The organism is Caenispirillum salinarum AK4 (genome assembly GCF_000315795.1).
In the GTDB taxonomy this organism is placed as follows: Bacteria; Pseudomonadota; Alphaproteobacteria; order Rhodospirillales; family Rhodospirillaceae; genus Caenispirillum; species Caenispirillum salinarum.
This window is the reverse complement of the sequence record NZ_ANHY01000007.1, coordinates 128,625-146,474: the sequence shown is the minus strand read 5'-3', so window position 1 is coordinate 146,474 and position 17,850 is coordinate 128,625. Positions and strand designations below refer to the sequence as shown.

The window sequence follows — 17,850 nt, the reverse complement described above, 5'->3', positions numbered from 1 at the left end:
AAGCCGAAGGCGGCATTCTCCGGCAATCGAATACGCGTCAAAACGTAACTCCGGGGGATACCTTGCGTTCGCTCGTGCGCTCGGCGGCCATGGCCGCCGCCCTTGCCGGTCTGGCCGTGGTGCCGGGGGCCGTCCTCGCCCAGGGGCAGGAGATCGGCCAAGCCTCCGGCGTCATCCGCCAGATCGTCGTCGAGGGCAATCAGCGCATCGAGGCGTCGACCGTCGAATCCTACCTAACGGTGGCGCCGGGCGACCCCTTCGATCCGGCCGCGCTGGACCAGTCGCTGAAAAACCTTTTCGCCACGGGCCTGTTCGCCGATGTCGCCATGCGGCGCGCTGGCCAAGCCCTGGTGGTGCGGGTGGTGGAGAACCCCATCATCAATCGCATCGCCTTCGAGGGCAACCAGCGGATCGACGACGAGCAACTGTCGGCCGAGACCCAGCTCCGATCGCGCGTGGTCTACACCCGTGCCAAGGTCCAGGACGACGTCCAGCGCATCCTCGACCTCTACCGGCGCAGCGGCCGCTATGCGGCGACGGTGGAGCCCAAGATCATCGAGCTGGACCAAAACCGGGTCGACCTGGTGTTCGAAGTCAACGAAGGCCCGCCGACCTATGTGCGCCGCATCACCTTCGTCGGCAACGAGGAATTCAGCGACAGCACGCTCCGCGGTGAGATCGCCACAAAGGAAGAACGCTGGTACCGGCTGCTGTCCAGCGCCGACACCTATGATCCGGATCGGCTGACGTTCGACCGGGAGTTGCTGCGCCGCTACTACCTGAGCGAAGGCTACGCCGACTTCCGCGTCAGTTCCGCCGTTGCCGAACTGACGCCCGACCGCGAGGCCTTTTTCGTCACCTTCACGGTGGACGAAGGCGACCGTTATAAATTCGGCGAGATCGACGTTCAGACCACGCTGCCCGACCTCGACCCCGCGGCGCTGCAGGCCGAGGTCGTGCCCGAGACCGGCGAGTGGTACAACGCCGACGAGGTCGAGCAGACGATCCAGAACATCACCGACCGGGTCGGCGAGTTGGGGTATGCCTTCGTCGACGTGCGGCCGCGCGTGACCCGCGATCCCGAGGCCGACACCATCGACGTCACCTTCGACGTGCAGGAAGGCCCGCGCGTCTTCGTTCGCCGCATCGAGATCCAGGGCAACGTGCGCACCCTGGACAAGGTCATTCGCCGCGAGTTCCGTCTGGCCGAGGGCGACGCCTTCAACACCGCGAAGCTGCGGCGCTCGCGCGAGCGCATCCGCAATCTCGGCTTCTTCGAGACCGTCGAAGTCGACACCCGCCCGGCCGAGGACGCGCCGGACCAGACGGACGTGATCGTCGACGTGGAGGAAAAGTCCACCGGCGAGCTGTCGTTCGGTGTCGGTTGGTCGTCCAGCGTCGGTGCGCTGTTCGAGGCCGGCGTGTCCGAGCGCAACCTGCTGGGCCGCGGCCAGGCCCTGTCGCTGGACCTGCGCCTGGCGCAAAAGCAGACGGAAGTGGACCTGTCGTTCACAGAGCCCTACTTCCTCAACCGGCCGCTGCGGGCCGGCTTCGATATTTACCACACCACCAACGACTTCCAGGACAGCGCCTCCTACGACAGCACCACGTCCGGCGGTGCGTTGCGGGTTGGGTGGAGCTACAACGAAGCCCTGGGACACAGCCTGCGTTACACGTTCCAGAAGAACGAGATTTCCAACGTCGACGACAATGCCTCGACCTTCATCAAGGAGCAGGAGGGCACGACGACCCTGTCGCAGGTCAGCCATTCCCTGTCCTATGACAAGCGCGACTCCGTGGTGGAGCCGACCGAGGGCTACGTGCTGTCGCTGTCCAACGCCGTCGCCGGCCTTGGGGGCTCGGAGCAGTTCGTGCGCAATGACGTCTCCGGCGCCTATTACGTGCCGCTGGCCGACGAGTGGACGCTGCGGTTCAGCGGCAACGCCGGCTACATCTACAATTATGCGGACGATCCGCTGTCCATCGCCTACCGCTACAATCTCGGCGGTGAGAACCTGCGCGGCTTCGCCTACGGTGGCGCCGACGCGCGAACCCGGGACGGCGAGGCCGACGCCCTGGGCGGCGACTGGATCGCCAACGGCTCCATCGAGATGCGCATGCCGCTCGGCCTGCCCGAGGAACTGGGCGTGACCGGCAAGGTCTTCACCGACTTCGGCGTGATCGGCGAGCCCGAGGTCAGCAGTTCCACCGGGCAGTTCGATCACTCCAGCTCCATCCGCGCCTCCGTGGGCATCGGCTTCATCTGGAAGTCGCCTGTGGGCCCCATCAACATCGACCTCGCTCAGCCTGTGCTGAAGGAGGACTTCGACGAGACCGAGCTGTTCCGCCTGAACTTCGGGACTCGGTTCTGATGCGGGTGGCGGTGTTCGGTGTTCGGCGTCGGGTTCGGGCGGTGCTGACGGCGCTGGCCGTCGGTTGTGCCGTGCTTGGTACGGTCGCGCCGGGTGGGGCTCGGGCACAGGCCGAGACCGCGGGCGCCGAAGCCGCCGTGCCGAAGCCGGTGGTCGGTGTCATCGACCTGCAGCGGGTCCTGCGCGAAGCGGATGCCGCCCAGGGCGTGCGGAAGAAGCGCGAAGAGTATGTGACCGCCTATCAGGCCGATGCCGCCCAGGTGGAGCAGGAGTTGCGCGCCGCCGACCAGGAACTTGCGCGGCTGCGCGCCACGGCCGACCAGCAGGACTTTGCCGAAAAGCGCAGCGCCTTCCAGAAGCGGGTGGCGGAAAGCCAGCGCAACGTCCAAATGCGCCGCCGCAACCTGGAACGGGCGTTCGGTCAGGCGATGAGCGCCGTACAGCAGGGAACCATCCGCGTCGCCGACCAGATCGCGGCCGAAAAGGGTGTCAACGTCATCCTGTACCGCTCGCAGGTGTTCCTGTTCGACAACGCCATGGACCTGACGGACGAAATCCTGCAGCGGCTGGATGCGCGCATGCCCACCGTGGACTTTCCGGACCCGGAGACCATGGCCGACAGCGCCGCGAAAGAGCCCCTGGTGCCGGACTCGATGACGGGAGACTGACCCTTGGCCGATCCGCGCTTCTTTCCCCTGGCCGGTCCCTTCAGCCTGAGCACCCTCGCCGAAGTCGCGCAGGCGGAGGTGGCGGCCGATGCCGATCCGTCGGCTGCGTTCGAAGACGTGGCGCCGCTGCACGTCGCCGGGCCGCACACCGTCAGCTTTCTCGACAACAAGAAGTACATCGGCGCCTTTACGGAAAGTCGCGCCGGGGCCTGCATCGTTCATCCCGACCTGGCCGGCCGGGCGCCTGCCGGCATGGCGCTGCTTCTGACGCCAGAGCCCTATCGGGCCTATGCCCGCGTCGCCGCCGCGTTTCACCCGACGCCGGCGGTCGAGCCGGGCGTTCATCCGGCGGCCGTGGTCGACTCCTCCGCCGTCATGGGCGAGGGTGTGCGGGTGGATGCCGGAGCGGTGATCGGGGCGCGCGCCGAAATCGGCGCCGCGACCCACATCGGTCCCAATGCGGTGATCGGCGACGGCGTGGTGATCGGGGCGCACTGCGTGGTGGGCGCCAATGCGTCGATCAGCCACACGATCACCGGGTCGGGCGTTCTCATCTATCCCGGCTGTCGCATCGGCCAGGACGGGTTCGGCTTCGCCATGGGCGCCAAGGGCCACCTGAAGGTCCCGCAGCTGGGCCGGGTGATCATCGGCGATGACGTGGAAATCGGCGCCAACACGACCATTGACCGGGGCGCGGGGCCGGATACGGTCATCGGCTCCGGGTGCAGGATTGATAATCTGGTGCAGATCGGGCACAACGTGCAGCTTGGTCGCGGGTGCGTCCTGGTGGCGCAGAGCGGCGTCGCCGGCAGCAGCAAGTTGGGCGACTTCGTGGTTCTGGGCGGCCAGGTCGGCGTCTCCGGCCACGTCTCGGTCGGCAGCGGTGCCCAGATCGCCGCGCAGGCGGGTGTGATGCGCGAGGTCGAGCCCGGCGGCGTCGTCATGGGATATCCTGCGAAGCCCATCAAGGAGTTCTGGCGCGAAGTCGCCGCGGTGAAGCAGTTGGCCGCAAGGAAAGGCAAATAAAAATGGACGCGACGTCGGAGAACAAGGAAGGCGTGACCGAAACCGCCACCACCATCGGCATCGAGCGGATCATGGAGATGATTCCGCATCGGTATCCGTTCCTGCTGATCGACAAGGTGATCGACGTCAAGAAGAACGAAAGCTGCGTCGGCATCAAGAACGTCACCATGAACGAGCCCTTCTTCCAGGGGCACTTCCCGCGCCGCCCCGTGATGCCGGGGGTGCTCATCATCGAATGCATGGCGCAGTCCGCGGCCGTGCTGGTGGTGGAGACGCTGGGCCCGGAAAGCGAGGGGAAGCTGGTGTACTTCATGTCGGTGGAGGGCGCGCGGTTCCGCCGCCCCGTGGTGCCCGGCGACCGTCTGGAACTGCACGTGAGCAAGGAACACAGTCGCCGCAACGTCTGGAAGTTCCGCGCCGAGGGCAAGGTCGACGGCAAGGTCGTCGCCGAAGCCACCTATGCCGCCATGATCATGGACGACTGATGCCTTTCATTCACCCCACCGCCATCGTCGACCCCGCCGCGAAGCTGGCGGAGTCGGTCACGGTCGGTCCCTACTGCGTCGTCGGCCCCCAGGTGGAGGCCGCCGACAACGTCGAGTTGAAGTCGCACGTGGTGCTGGAAGGCCGCACCAGCGTCGGCCCCGGCACGACCATCTATCCCTTCGCCTCCATCGGCGTCCGTCCGCAGGACCTCAAGTACAAGGGCGAGGAAAGCCGACTGGAGATCGGCGCCAACGTCACCATTCGTGAACACGTCACCGCCAACCCGGGCACCGAGGGCGGCGGCATGCTGACGAAGATCGGCGACAGCGTGCTGCTGGCCATCGGCGCACACGTCGCGCATGACTGCTTCATCGGCGACGGCAGCATCGTTATGAACAACGTGCTGCTGGGTGGCCATGTGGTGATCGGCGAGGCGGCGGTGATCGGCGGCGGCTCGGCGATCCACCAGTTCGTGCGTATCGGCAAGCACGCCATGATCGGCGGTGCCTCTGGCGTTGAGAACGACGTCATTCCCTTCGGGACGGTCTTCGGCAACCGCGCGCATCTGCACGGGCTGAACCTGGTCGGGATGAAGCGCCGGGGGTTCTCGCGAGAGGACATTCACGCCCTGCGCAACGCCTACAAGCAACTGTTCAGTCACGACGAAGGCAAGGTCATGGCCGACCGCCTGCGCGGCGTCGCCGAGCAGTATCCCGACAGTGAAGCCGTGCGCGACGTGGTGGCCTTCATGGAAGCCGAAAGCAGCCGCGCCATCTGCCAGCCCGCGCCATCGGCGGGCGGAGGAGATGCCGCGTAAGCTGGGCATCATCGCCGGCGGCGGAACGCTGCCGGCGCGGCTTGTGCGGGCCTGCCGGGACGCCGGCCGGCCCGTCTTCGTTCTTGCCCTCAAGGACCATTGTGACGCCGCGGCGCTGGGGTCCGACGTGGACCAGGCCTGGATTCGCATGGGTGAGGCCGGCACCGGCATCCGCCTGCTGCACGAGGCCGGCGTCTCCGACCTGGTCATGGCCGGCGGCGTCGACCGGCCCACGATCGCAGGGTTGCGTCCCGACTGGCGCACCGCGCGGTTCTTCGCCCGTCTCGGCTTCAAGGCGCTGGGCGACGACAGCCTGTTGTCGGCCGTGACCCGAGAGCTGGAGGCGGAGGGATTCTGCATCGTCGGCGTCCACGACGTCCTGCCCGACCTCAGCCCCGAGACGGGCATCCTGGGCCGCCACACGCCCGATGAAAGCGCGCGCGCCGACATTGCCCGCGCGGTGGAGGTCGTCCGTGCGCTCGGGGCGCTGGACGTGGGGCAGGGGGCGGTCGTCCAGCAGGGAATCGTGCTGGGCGTGGAGGCGGTGGAAGGCACGGACCGCCTGCTCGCCCGCTGTCGGGCGCTTGCGCGGCCCGGCCCCGGCGGGGTGCTGGTCAAGCTGTGCAAGCCGGGGCAGGAAACGCGCGTCGACCTGCCCACCGTCGGCCCCGACACCATCAGCAATGCAGCCGCCGCAGGCCTGCGCGGCGTGGCCGTCCATGCCGGCCGCAGCCTTCTGGTGGACCGGGAGGCCACTATCGCCGCCGCCGATGCCGCCGGCCTCTTCCTTCTCGCCATCGACCCCGAGGTTGCGGCATGACCGAAGCGCGCCCGCCGCTGGTCTTCATCGTCACCGGCGAGCCGTCCGGCGACCTGCTGGGCGGGCGCCTGATGGCGGCCCTGCGCGAGGCCACCGAAGGCCAGGTGCGCTTCGTCGGTATCGGCGGGGAGAGCATGGCGGAGCAGGGGCTCGACAGCCTGGTGGACCTGTCGGAACTGGCCGTCATGGGCTTCCTGGAGGTGCTGCCCAAGGCGCGCCGAATTCTCGGGATCGTCCGCGACACGGCGGACGAGATCGCGCGCCTGAAGCCCGACGTGGTGGTGACGGTCGACAGCTGGGGGTTCACCGGTCGCCTGCACAAGGCGATCCGAAAGCGCGGGCTTCCGGTGGCGCAGGTGCATTACGTCGCGCCCATGGTCTGGGCATGGAAGGAAAAGCGGGCCAAGTCGGTCGCCGAGCGCGTCGACCACCTGATGTGCCTGCTGCCCAACGAGCCGCCGTACTTCGAGCGCCACGGCCTGGACTGCACCCACGTCGGGCATTCCATCATCGAGAGCGGTGCCGACGCCGGCGATGGCGATGCATTCCGCGCCGCGCACGGCATTCCGGCCGGTGCGCCGCTGCTCTGCGTCCTGCCCGGCAGTCGGCGGGTGGAGGTGAGCCGGCTGCTGCCCGAGTTCCGGGGCGCCGTCGAGAGGCTGGCGGCGGACCGGCCGGGCCTGCGGGTCGCCATCCCGACGGTCGCCACCGTGGCAGCGGACGTGGAGGCGGCGGTCGCGGATTGGCCCGTGCCGGTGACGGTGGTGCGCGGACAGCGAGCCCGCTACGACGCCTTCGCCGCCTGTGACGGGGCCATGGCGGCATCGGGCACCGTGGCGCTGGAGCTGGCCATGGCCGGCGTGCCTCATCTGGTGGCCTACCGCGTCTCGCCATTGTCGGCGTGGCTGTTCCGCCGCTTGACCACTGTCCGCTACGTCAATCTGGTCAACCTGACGCTCGACCGCCCGGTGGTTCCTGAAATCCTGCAGGAGGCGTGCACGGCCGAGCGATTGGCGAGCGAGACGGCGCGGCTTCTGGACGACACCAGCGTGCGCGCCTGCCAGCGTGAAGGGTTCGCCGAGGCGCTTGAGCAATTCAAGGGCGGAGCGGGCAGTCCGTCGGCGAAGGCGGCGGCGGTGGTGCTGCAGGCGATGAGCGCGTCACGCACCTATTGACGTAGATGCTCTGTTAATTCAGTCTGAACAACACATTCTCAGTGTGTGTTGTGAGGTGTCATGCAGGGTGAGTATCACGGCGACGTCACGCCGCAGCAGGCATGGGACGCGCTGTCCGCCGATTCCGACGCCGTGCTGATCGACGTCCGCACGCAGGCGGAGTGGACGTATGTGGGGCTCCCGGACCTCACGCGGCTGGAACGCGAGCCCGTGCTGGTGGAGTGGCAGACCTATCCCGACGGCCGGCTCAATCCGGATTTCCTGGCGGAGGTGCGCGCTGCCGGCGTGCGGCCCGGGCAGGCCCTTTACATGCTGTGCCGCAGCGGCGTGCGATCCGCCCGTGCGGGCGAATTGCTGGCCGGGCATGGCTACCACTGCTTCAACATTCAGGACGGCTTCGAGGGGCAGCTGGGCCCCGACCGCAGGCGCGGCGTCGGCGGCTGGAAGACGGTCGGCCTGCCATGGCGCCAGGGCTGATGCGGCGCCGGCCCAAAGACGGACGACAGATAGCGGATAACGAAAAACGGCGCGGGAGAAGGTTCTCCCGCGCCGCTTTCGTGTTCAGCTTCGGCCTGGGCCGAGAGGCCGGCCTCAGCCGCGCTTGTGCATGGGCACGAACTCGCGGGTGGTGTGGCCGGTGTAGAGCTGACGCGGACGGCCGATCTTCTGGGCCGGGTCCTCGATCATCTCGTTCCACTGCGCGATCCAGCCCGTGGTGCGGGCCAGGGCGAACAGGCAGGTGAACATGCTGACCGGGATGCCCATGGCGCGGAAGATGATGCCCGAGTAGAAGTCGACGTTCGGGTAGAGCTTCTTCTCGACGAAGTACTCGTCCTCGAGCGCGATCTTCTCCAGCTCCATGGCGACCTCGAGCAGGGGCTCGTTGCCCATGCCCAGCTCGGCCAGGACCTCGTGGCAGGTCTTCGCCATGATCTTGGCGCGCGGGTCGTAGTTCTTGTAGACGCGGTGACCAAAGCCCATCAGGCGGAACGGGTCGTCCTTGTCCTTGGCGCGCTTGACGTACTCGGGGATGTTCTTCTTGTCGCCGATTTCCGTCAGCATCTTCAGCACGGCTTCGTTGGCACCGCCGTGGGCCGGACCCCACAGCGAGGCGATGCCGGCGGCGATGCAGGCGAACGGGTTGGCGCCCGAGGAGCCCGCCAGGCGCACGGTCGAGGTCGACGCGTTCTGCTCGTGGTCGGCATGCAGGATCAGGATGCGGTCCATGGCGCGCGACAGCACCGGGTTCACCTCGTACTTCTCGCACGGGGTGGCGAACATCAGGTGCAGGAAGTCCTCGGCGTAACGCAGGTCGTTGCGCGGGTAGATGAACGGCTGGCCGACCGAGTACTTGTAGGCCCAGGCCGCGATCGTCGGCATCTTGGCGATCAGGCGGTAGCTGGCGACCATGCGGTGGCGCGGGTCGTTGATGTCGGTCGAGTCGTGGTAGAAGGCCGACAGCGCGCCGACGACGCCGCACATGACGGCCATCGGGTGGGCGTCGCGGCGGAAGCCGGAATAGAACTTGGTCAGCTGCTCATGCACCATGGTGTGGTGCGTGATGTCGTACTCGAACTTCTCCTTCTGCTGGGCATTGGGCAGCTCGCCCTTCAGCAGCAGGTAGGCGACTTCCATGAAGTCGCAGTTCTCGGCCAGGTCCTCGATGGGATAGCCGCGGTGCAGCAGGACGCCCTTGTCACCGTCGATGTAGGTGATCTTGGACTCGCACGACCCCGTGGAGGTGAAGCCCGGGTCGTAAGTGAACATGCCGGTGTCGGCATAGAACTTGCGGATGTCGACGACATCCGGACCGGTGGACCCTTCCATGATCGGGAAGTCGTAAGTCTTCCCGTTCTTGTTATCGGTTACCGTGACCGAATTCTTCTTGCCGGCATCAGTCATGTTTTTCTCCGTTCGAAAATCGGTTTCCCTGTGACTCTCATTCTTGTGTCGTGGCTGTCACCGCTTCGTGACGGCCTTATTCTTGGTTGCTCTGTGTGTTTTCCACGGCATCGCGGATGCGGGCCAGGGATTCGTCGCGCCCCAGGATCTCCATGACCTCGAAGATCGGCGGCGAGACGGTGGAGCCGCTGAGCGCGGCCCTTATGGGCTGGGCGACCTTGCCAAGCTTCAGCTCGCGGGCGTCCGCGGTATCGCGGGCCCACTGCTCCAGCGCGGCCGCCGTCCACTCCAGGCCGTCCATGGCCGGCAGCAGATCGGCGAGCAGGTCGCGGCCGCCGTTGGCGAGGATCTTCTCGGCCTTGGCGTCGATGGGAAGGGGGCGCGGGCGCACCAGGAAGACGGCGCCGTCGGCCATGTCCACCAGCGACTTGGCGCGCGGCTTCAGGTCCTTCATGGCCTGGAACAGCAGCTCCGACCCGTGCTGGTCGACGGTCAGTCCGTGCTTGTCCACGATGACGTCGGCCACCAGCGTCACCAGGCGCTCGTCGTCGGCTTCGCGCAGGTAGTGGCCGTTCAGGTTGAACAGCTTGTCCATGTCCATGCGAGAGGGCGAGCGGCCGACGTCCACGATATCGAACCAGTCGATGGCCTGGTCGGTCGGGATGATCTCGTCGTCACCGTGTCCCCAGCCCAGACGCAGCAGATAGTTGCGCATGGCCTCGGGCAGGATGCCCATGTCGCGATAGGTCTCCACGCCCAGCGCGCCGTGGCGCTTGGAGAGCTTGGCACCGTCCTGGCCGTGGATCAGCGGAATGTGCGCGAAAACCGGCGGCTCCCAGCCCATGGCCTTGTAGAGCTGCACCTGGCGGAAGCTGTTGGTCAGGTGATCGTCGCCGCGGATCACGTGGGTGATGCCCATGTCGTGGTCGTCCACCACCACCGACAGCATGTAGGTCGGCGTGCCGTCGCCGCGCAGCAGGACCATGTCGTCCAACTGGCCGTTGGAGACGGTCACGTCGCCCTGCACCTGATCGTCGATGCGGGTCTCGCCGTCCTGCGGCATCTTCAGGCGGATGACGGGCGGCACGCCCTCGGGCGCCTCGGACGGGTCGCGGTCGCGCCAGCGGCCGTCGTAGCGCACCGTCTGGCCGGCGGCGCGCTGGGCGGCGCGCATCTCGTCCAGTTCTTCCTGGGTGGCGTAGCAATAGTACGCCTTGCCCTCGGCCAGAAGCTGGCGGGCGACCTCGGCATGGCGCTCGGCCCGGGCGAACTGGTGGACCGGGTCCTCGTCCCAGTCCAGGCCCAACCATTCCAGGCCGGCGAAAATCTTGTCGACGGCGTCTTGGGTAGAGCGGGCGCGATCTGTATCCTCGATCCGCAACAGGAACTTGCCGCCCATGTGGCGGGCGTACAGCCAGTTGAACAGCGCGGTGCGCGCGCCGCCGATATGAAGGTAGCCCGTCGGGGACGGAGCGAATCGCGTAACGACCGTCATAGTATCCGCTTGTCAGCCAATCTTTCAGGGTGGCGCGAGCCCCCGCCCCGTCGGGGGGAGCCCAGCCGATTTGCAGAGCGCGCGTCTATCTAGCATATTCCGTGCGCGCTTGCAGCATGGGGAATGCCTTGAACGCCATCGAAGCGTTCGCCCTGCGGCCGGAAGGCGCCGGGGAGGACACGGGACATAGACTGAAAGGCCGCGCCATTGCAAGAACTTGGCGCGATTTCCTGCACTCGCCCCGCAACAATCTTTCGGCGGATCGCGACCGCTGGATCCTGTGGCTGCCCGTCTGCCTGGGCGCCGGCATCGGCCTCTATTTCCTTCTTCCCGTCGAACCACCCCTTTGGGTGGGGCTCCTGACCGCCGGAGTCCTGCTCGCTTTGGTGGCGGCGGCATGGCGGAGGGTGCCCGGAGCGGTGGTGCTTCTGCTGGGGCTTCTTGCCGCGGCTTTGGGCCTTGCGGCGGCGCAGGTCCGGACCGAGATGGTCGCCGCCCCGGTGCTCGCACAGGACCTGGGGCCGGTGACGGTGGTCGGCGTCGTGGAGGGCGTGGAGGACAAGGCCGGCGCCCTTCGCGTGACGCTCGCGCCGGTGTCGGTGGAGCGCCTGTCGCCGGCCCGTCTTCCGCACAGCCTGCGGGTGACGGTGCGCACCGGTGGAGCGCGGCCCGAGGCGGGGCAGACGGTGCGCCTGGACGCCGTGCTCATGCCGCCGCCGGCCCCCAGCGCGCCGGGCGCCTTCAATTTTCCACGCATGGCGTGGTTCGACCGCCTGGGCGCCGTCGGCTATGCCGTCAGCACGCCCGATATCCTGTCCCAGCCGCCGCGCGGTGCCGTCGCAGACGCCGTGGAGCACATGCGCAGCGCCGTTACCGCCCGGGTGCGCGAAGTCATCCCGGGCGCGGAAGGGCAGATCGCCGCAGCCCTGCTGACCGGCGCCCGCGCGGGGATTCCCGAGCCCACGCTGGAGGCCTTCCGCGACTCCGGGCTGGCGCACCTGTTGTCCATCTCCGGCCTGCACATGACGCTGGTGGCGGGGTTGATCTTCGTCGGCGTGCGCGGGGTGCTGGCCGCCGTGCCCGCCATCGCCCTGCGCCATGACGTGAAGAAGTGGACGGCCGCCATCGCGCTGCTGGCGGCGGCGTTCTACCTTCTGCTGTCGGGCGCGGCCATCCCCAGCCAGCGGGCTTTCGTGATGGCGGCCATCGTGCTGCTGGCCGTGATCGTCGACCGTACCGCCATTTCCCTGCGGACGCTGGGATGGGCGGCGCTTTTCGTCCTTCTGACGCAACCCGAGAGCCTGGTCGGCCCGAGCTTCCAGATGTCGTTCGCCGCCGTCACCGCACTGGTCGCCGGCTACGAGCTGGTGGCGCCGAAGCTGTCGGCCTGGCGGGGCAGGGGGCGGGGCCGGTGGACCCGCGCGCCGGCGCTCTACATGCTGGGTATCACGGCCTCGACCGTGATCGCATCGCTAGCGACGGCGCCGTTTGCCGCCTATCACTTCAACGCGGTGCCCCTGTATTCCCTTTTCGCCAATCTGGCGGTGATGCCGCTGGTGAGCCTGATCGTCATGCCCATGGCCATCGCCGGTCTGCTGCTCATGCCGCTCGGGCTCGACTGGCTGCCCTTCACCCTGATGGGATGGGGACTCGACGGCGTGACGATCGTGGCCGAAACCGTTGCCTCCTGGCCCGGCAGCGTCCTTTATGTGCCGCCCATGCCGATCGGCGGACTGGCGGCGGTGGCGTTGGGCGGGCTGTGGCTGTGCCTGTGGCGTCGGCCGTGGCGGCTGCTTGGGCTGGCCGTGGCGGTGGTCGGGGCGTCAAGCGCGTGGTGGAGCGCGGGCCCGGACATCCTGATCAATGACGAAGCGACGCTCATCGCCGTGCGCGGCCCCACGGGCGGCCTGATCCTCTCTCCCGGCCGCAGCGACGGATTCGCCCGCGATCTCTGGCGGGAACGGCACGGGGCCGAAGAGGCCGTCTCATGGCCCCACGCTGGCGGCAGCACGGGCGCCTGGCCGCTGACGCTGGACAGCCCGGCCAGGCTCGCCTGCGACAGCGTCGGCTGCGTCTACGAGGCGCGGGGCTTGAAGACGGCCCTGGTCCAGCATCCGGCCGCCGTGCCCGAGGACTGCTACGCCGCCGACGTCATCGTCGCCACCGTCCCAGTCCGCCGCCCCTGCGATCACACCCTGGCCGTGGTGGACTACTGGGACCTGTGGAAGAAAGGCGCCCACGCGGTCTGGCTGGACGGAACGGCGGTGCGCGTGGACACGGTGGCGGAGACGATGGGCAACCGGCCGTGGAGCCCGTTCACGCGGTACTGGGAGGAGAGAAGCTAAGGGGCGTAGGGTGCGCGTGACGTCGAGCGGCTTGCGCGGTGCGAGCTGCCGTAGCCGCTCGGATTTCTTGACGCGACAGAGCACCGCCTGAAGTCGGGGCGGTTGCCGAAGGGTGGTGTTCACCTGCCGGCGAGCGGGCTGCCGCCCGCACCCGCTCGGGCGGGGCAGCCTCCCGAACCCTCCAGTTTTCTTAGAGTTGGAGCGGGAAGAATGGTCCATGCCGCGCATGGGCCCGTGCGTTCGGGGCTGCACAGAAATCGCCTGACGCTCCGTCGCAGGTGCGGCAGGATGTCTGGCGCCGCATGTGGGATTCCGCTTTCTAGGCTGTGGAGAAATCGGCTGGTTGCCGGCGAAGGTGTCGCATGGGCGACTGGCGGAGTGCGTGGGTCCCTGCTTTCGCAGGGACGACGGGTTTATTAAACTGTTGTTATGATACGGAAAATACCCGTCATTCCTGCGAAAGCAGGAATCCGTATATGCTGCCAACCATCCTGTCGCGCTCCCTCCGGGGCACGTCCACCGATTTCTGCCACGTTCGAAAGCAGGAATCCGCATGCGGTTGCTAACAATCCTCCCGTTCTCGGACCGCGCGGCTCATGTCGGCATTCGACAACCAAACTGTCGGCAGATCTGGCCCCGGCTCCACTAAACGTGGGAGCGCGAGGGAGGCCGGGCCTCCCTCGCATTGGAGCGGTCGCCGCTGAAGCCTCACCGGCACCGTCAGCACACCGGCTTCGTGTTCTTCGTGCCTTGATGGCTATCCGGCACGCCGGCGGCCAAGCACCAAACCTCAATACTCCCGCAGCAGCCCCACCAGGCGGCCCTGGATGGTCACGCGGTCGGGGCCGAAGACCTTGGTTTCGTACTTGGCGTTGGCGGGTTCCAGGGCAATGGAGGTGCCCTTGCGGCGCAGGCGCTTGAGGGTGGCTTCCTGGGCGTCCACCAGGGCGACGACGATGGAGCCGTTGTCGGCGGTTTCGCAGCGGCGGATGACGACCGTGTCGCCGTCCAGAATGCCGGCGTCGATCATGGAGTCGCCCTCCACCGTCAGCGCATAGTGGTCACCCGTGCCCAGAAGGGTCGACGGCACGGGGACGGTGGTGGAGCTGTCTCGCAACGCCTCGATGGGTGTGCCGGCTGCGATCTTGCCGTAGAGCGGCAGGTCGACCGCTTCGGCGGCGCCGCGGGCGGTGGGTACGCCGGGCAGCGCCCCGGAGAACTGGCCGCGAATGACGTTCGGGCGCAGGCCGGCGCGGTCGGCGCTTGCGTCCGGCGGGGCGGCGCTGGCGATGGCCGGGGCGGGCGCGGCCGCCTGTACGGGCTCGCCCATGCCGGAATTCTCGGGCAGGCGCAGGATTTCCAGGGCGCGGGCGCGGTGGGGCAGGCGGCGGATGAAGCCGCGTTCCTCCAGGCCTGTGATCAGGCGGTGGATGCCTGACTTGGACTTGAGGTCCAGCGCATCCTTCATCTCGTCGAAGCTGGGCGAGATCCCCGTGGACCGCAGTCGTTTCTCGATGAACATCAAGAGTTCGTACTGCTTCTTGGTCAGCATGGGGATACTCCTGCGTTGCGGCCTGGGAGCGCCGGGAAAATGGCTCGACGGAAATGGAACAAAGGCGAAACGGTTTCGTGTTGTTCTAGTTTGGTTCGCCGCCCCCGTCAAGCGAAAACCTGGGAAACCCGCCGACTCGGCGGCCGGCCTGGAGTCGCTGTCGTCAGTCGGCGGCAGTGAACGTGCCCGACTTTCCTCCGGTCTTGGAGACGAGTCGGATGTCGGTGATCCGCATTTCCTTGTCCACCGCCTTGCACATATCGTAGACGGTCAGGGCGGCGACGGAGACGGCGGTCAGCGCCTCCATCTCAACGCCGGTGCGGCCCTTGAGCTTGCAGGTCGCCGTGATCTCCACCGCCGTTTCGCCGGCCAGTTCCAGGTCCACGGTCACCTTGGTCAGCGCCAACGGATGGCACAGCGGGATCAGGTCGGGCGTCTTCTTGGCGCCCATGATGCCGGCCAGTTGCGCGACGGTGAGCACGTCGCCCTTCTTGAAGCCGCGCTCGGCGATCAGGCGGCCGGTTTCCGCCTTCATCAGCACGCGGCCCTTGGCGGTGGCGACGCGCTCCGTCTCCTGCTTGTCGGAGACGTCGACCATGACGGCGTTGCCCGCCTCGTCGAAGTGGGTGAAGTCGGCCATGGGGTGCGGTGTCCTGTGGTCAGGCGGTGACGGGGGCGAGCAGGGCGCGGGTGGCGGCGGCAACGTCGGGCTGCTTCATCAGGCTTTCGCCGATGAGGAAGCGGCGCGCGCCAGCCTGTGTCATGCGCGCGAGGTCCTGGTTGGTCTTCAGGCCGCTTTCGGCCACCAGCACGCGGCCCTCGGGGACCATGTGCGACAGGCGCTCGGTGACGTTCAGGTCGATTTCGAGCGTCTTGAGGTTGCGGTTGTTGACGCCCAGAAGCGGGGAGCGCAGCACCTTCAGCGCGCGTTCCAGTTCCTCTTCGTCATGTACCTCGATCAGCACGTCCAGGCCGTAGTCGGCGGCGGCGGCCTCAAGCTCGGCGGCTTGAGCATCTTCCAGCGCGGCCATGATGATGAGGATGCAGTCCGCGTCGATGGCGCGCGCCTCGGCCACCTGGTACGTGTCGACCATGAAGTCCTTGCGCAGCACCGGCAGGGCGCAGGCGTCGCGCGCCTCGGCAACGAAGCCATCGCGGCCCTGGAAGTACTGCTCGTCGGTCAGCACGGAAAGACAAGTCGCGCCGCCGGCCTCGTAGGCCTGGGCCAGCGTCGCGGGGTCGAAGTCCGGGCGGATCAGGCCGGCCGACGGCGAGGCCTTCTTGATCTCGCAGATCAGGGCGAGGCCGCCGGTCGCCACCGTGCGGTCCAGCGCCCGCGCGAACCCGCGCGGCGGGGCCGCGGCGCGGGCGGCGGCGTCCACCTCGGCCAGCGGGCGCGCGGCCTTGCGGGCGGCGACCTCGTCGCGCTTGGTGGCGAGGATCTTCTGAAGAACGTCAGACACCGGCGGTCTCCGGCTGGGGCGAGGGTTCGCCGTTCGTGATGCGGATCATGTGGTTGAGCGTCTCCAGCGCCTTGCCGCTGTCGACGGCCTGCGCGGCGGCCTCCATGCCGGCCCTCAAGGTGGCGGCCTTGCCGGCGACCACAAGGGCAGCGCCGGCATTCATCAGCACGATGTCACGGTATGCGGACTTCCGGCCTGCCAGCACGTCGCGGATGGCGGCGGCGTTGACCTCGGCGTCGCCGCCCTTGAGGTCGTTCATGGAGGCGCGGGCGAGGCCGGCCTCCTCGGGCGTCACCTCGAAGGTGGACACCTTGCCATCCCGCAACTCGGCCACATAGGTCGCGCCGGTGGTGGTGATCTCGTCCAGTCCGTCGGAGCCGTGGACGACCCAGGCGCGCTCGGTGCCCAGGCGGCCGAGCACCTGGGCGATGGGCTCGATCCAGTTGTGGGCGAAGACCCCCAGCACTTGGAACCGTGCGTTGGCGGGGTTGGACAGCGGGCCCAGCAGGTTGAACAGCGTCCGCGTGCCGAGCTCTGTCCGGGTCGGCATGACGTGGCGCATGGCCGAGTGGTGGCGGGGCGCCATCATGAAGCCGATGCCGGCCTCGCGGATGGCCTGCTCCACCACCTCGTGCGGGGCGTCGAGGTTCACCCCCAGCGCCGCCAGAACATCGGCCGATCCGCTCTTTGAACTGGCGGCGCGGTTGCCGTGCTTGGCGACAGGCACCCCGCAGGCCGCGACCACGATCGCCGCGCAGGTAGAGATATTATAGGTGCCCGAGGCATCGCCGCCCGTGCCGCAGGTGTCCACCGCGTCGGCCGGTGCGTCGATGCGGGCGGCCTTGGCGCGCATGGTGCGGGCGGCTCCGGTGATTTCCTCCACCGTCTCGCCGCGCACGCGCAGGGCCATGAGGAAGGCGCCGATCTGCGAGGGCGTGGCCTCGCCGGACATGATGACCTCGAAGGCGCGTTCGGCGTCGGCCTCGTTCAGAGTGGCGCCGGTGGCGACGGTGGCGATGACTTCCTTCATCACGTCGGTCGTCCCCCCCATCACGCGGCCCTCCGTCCGCCAGGGGCGCGGGTGGCATCCAGGAAGTTGCCGAGGATCTGGTGGCCGTGCTCGCTCTCGATGCTCTCGGGGTGGAACTGGACGCCGTGAATGGGAAGCTCGGTGTGCTGCAGCCCCATGACGAGGCCGTCGTCGGTCCAGGCGGTGACCGTCAGGCAGGCCGGCATGTCGTCGCGCCGCACCACCAGCGAGTGATAGCGCGTGGCGCGGAAGGGGCTCGGCAGGTCGGCGAAGACGCCCTGGCCGGTGTGGGAAACCTCGGACACCTTGCCGTGCATGGGCTGCGGCGCCCGCAGGACCGTGCCGCCAAAGGCCTGGCCGATGGTCTGGTGGCCCAGGCACACCCCCAGCACCGGCACGCGCGCCTCGGCGGCGGCGGCGACCAGATCCAGGCAGATGCCGGCGCGGTCGGGGTCGCAGGGGCCGGGGGAAAGGATGATGCCCTCGGGCTTCATGGCCAGGGCCTCGGCGGCGGTCAGCGCGTCATTGCGGCGGACTTCCACGGTCGCGCCCAGTTCGCCCAGGTAGTGCCAGAGGTTATAGGTGAAGCTGTCGTAGTTGTCGATCAACAGGTACATGCGCGTTCGCCTACCGTCTGGCCTGGAACAAGAGAGGATCGGCCGAAGATGGCAAGCCCGCGCGCGAGCGTCAAGGAATTGG

At 68.0% G+C, this 17,850-nt stretch carries 16 protein-coding genes; 9 read left to right on the top strand and 7 right to left on the bottom strand.

From position 1 onward, the window contains the following. Positions 1-62: 62 nt before the first annotated feature. From bamA to C882_RS08925, 8 genes are read left to right on the top strand one after another with little or no spacing between them, the layout of a single operon-like run. A complete protein-coding gene (gene bamA / locus C882_RS08960; protein ID WP_236262585.1) occupies positions 63-2,372 on the top strand; it encodes an outer membrane protein assembly factor BamA in 2,310 nt (769 codons plus the stop codon). Further along, positions 2,372-3,040 (top strand): OmpH family outer membrane protein, encoded by a 669-nt coding sequence (locus C882_RS08955; protein ID WP_009540262.1) that lies wholly within the window; start codon positions 2,372-2,374, stop codon positions 3,038-3,040. The genes bamA and C882_RS08955 overlap by 1 nt, the downstream gene beginning before the upstream one ends. Positions 3,041-3,043: 3 nt before the next feature. After that, positions 3,044-4,066 carry a UDP-3-O-(3-hydroxymyristoyl)glucosamine N-acyltransferase gene (gene lpxD, locus C882_RS08950; RefSeq protein ID WP_009540261.1) on the top strand — a complete coding sequence of 341 codons (1,023 nt, stop codon included), beginning with the start codon at positions 3,044-3,046 and terminating at the stop codon, positions 4,064-4,066. A gap of 2 nt (positions 4,067-4,068) precedes the next feature. Further along, the gene (gene fabZ / locus C882_RS08945; RefSeq protein WP_009540260.1) at positions 4,069-4,551 is read left to right on the top strand and encodes a 3-hydroxyacyl-ACP dehydratase FabZ; all 483 of its coding nucleotides are present in this window, start codon (positions 4,069-4,071) and stop codon (positions 4,549-4,551) included. Beyond that, positions 4,551-5,369 carry an acyl-ACP--UDP-N-acetylglucosamine O-acyltransferase gene (lpxA, locus tag C882_RS08940; protein ID WP_009540259.1) on the top strand — a complete coding sequence of 273 codons (819 nt, stop codon included), beginning with the start codon at positions 4,551-4,553 and terminating at the stop codon, positions 5,367-5,369. The genes fabZ and lpxA overlap by 1 nt, the downstream gene beginning before the upstream one ends. Further along, positions 5,359-6,189, top strand: a complete 831-nt coding sequence (locus tag C882_RS08935; RefSeq protein WP_009540258.1) for an LpxI family protein — start codon at positions 5,359-5,361, stop codon at positions 6,187-6,189. Before lpxA ends, C882_RS08935 begins: the two co-directional genes overlap by 11 nt. Beyond that, positions 6,186-7,364: a lipid-A-disaccharide synthase gene (lpxB, locus tag C882_RS08930; protein ID WP_009540257.1), complete on the top strand. Its 1,179-nt coding sequence runs from the start codon at positions 6,186-6,188 to the stop codon at positions 7,362-7,364. The genes C882_RS08935 and lpxB overlap by 4 nt, the downstream gene beginning before the upstream one ends. Before the next feature lie 60 nt (positions 7,365-7,424). Beyond that, complete coding sequence (locus tag C882_RS08925) at positions 7,425-7,841, top strand: rhodanese-like domain-containing protein (protein WP_009540256.1); 417 nt, start codon at positions 7,425-7,427, stop codon at positions 7,839-7,841. Positions 7,842-7,955: 114 nt separating this feature from the next. On the opposite strand, the gene gltA is transcribed toward C882_RS08925, so the two are convergent. Continuing rightward, positions 7,956-9,266, bottom strand: coding sequence for a citrate synthase (gene gltA, locus C882_RS08920; RefSeq protein ID WP_009540255.1), 1,311 nt, complete (start codon positions 9,264-9,266; stop codon positions 7,956-7,958). Between the two features lie 76 nt (positions 9,267-9,342). Next, a complete protein-coding gene (gene gltX / locus C882_RS08915; protein WP_009540254.1) occupies positions 9,343-10,761 on the bottom strand; it encodes a glutamate--tRNA ligase in 1,419 nt (472 codons plus the stop codon). Between the two features lie 128 nt (positions 10,762-10,889). Between gltX and C882_RS08910 the strand changes: the two genes are divergently transcribed. After that, entirely contained in the window at positions 10,890-13,106 is a 2,217-nt protein-coding gene (locus C882_RS08910; RefSeq protein ID WP_009540252.1) for a ComEC/Rec2 family competence protein, read from the top strand. Positions 13,107-13,896: 790 nt separating this feature from the next. On the opposite strand, the gene lexA is transcribed toward C882_RS08910, so the two are convergent. From lexA to C882_RS08885, 5 genes are all read right to left on the bottom strand, one after another. Further along, on the bottom strand, positions 13,897-14,658 hold the full coding sequence (gene lexA, locus C882_RS08905; RefSeq protein WP_009540251.1) for a transcriptional repressor LexA: 762 nt from the start codon (positions 14,656-14,658) through the stop codon (positions 13,897-13,899). A gap of 163 nt (positions 14,659-14,821) precedes the next feature. Continuing rightward, complete coding sequence (moaC, locus tag C882_RS08900; protein ID WP_009540250.1) at positions 14,822-15,298, bottom strand: cyclic pyranopterin monophosphate synthase MoaC; 477 nt, start codon at positions 15,296-15,298, stop codon at positions 14,822-14,824. Between the two features lie 19 nt (positions 15,299-15,317). After that, positions 15,318-16,121, bottom strand: coding sequence for an indole-3-glycerol phosphate synthase TrpC (gene trpC / locus C882_RS08895; protein ID WP_009540249.1), 804 nt, complete (start codon positions 16,119-16,121; stop codon positions 15,318-15,320). Then, positions 16,114-17,172: an anthranilate phosphoribosyltransferase gene (gene trpD / locus C882_RS08890; protein ID WP_009540248.1), complete on the bottom strand. Its 1,059-nt coding sequence runs from the start codon at positions 17,170-17,172 to the stop codon at positions 16,114-16,116. The genes trpC and trpD overlap by 8 nt, the downstream gene beginning before the upstream one ends. Beyond that, positions 17,172-17,768, bottom strand: coding sequence for an anthranilate synthase component II (locus C882_RS08885; RefSeq protein WP_009540247.1), 597 nt, complete (start codon positions 17,766-17,768; stop codon positions 17,172-17,174). The genes trpD and C882_RS08885 overlap by 1 nt, the downstream gene beginning before the upstream one ends. Between the last annotated feature and the right edge of the window lie 82 nt (positions 17,769-17,850).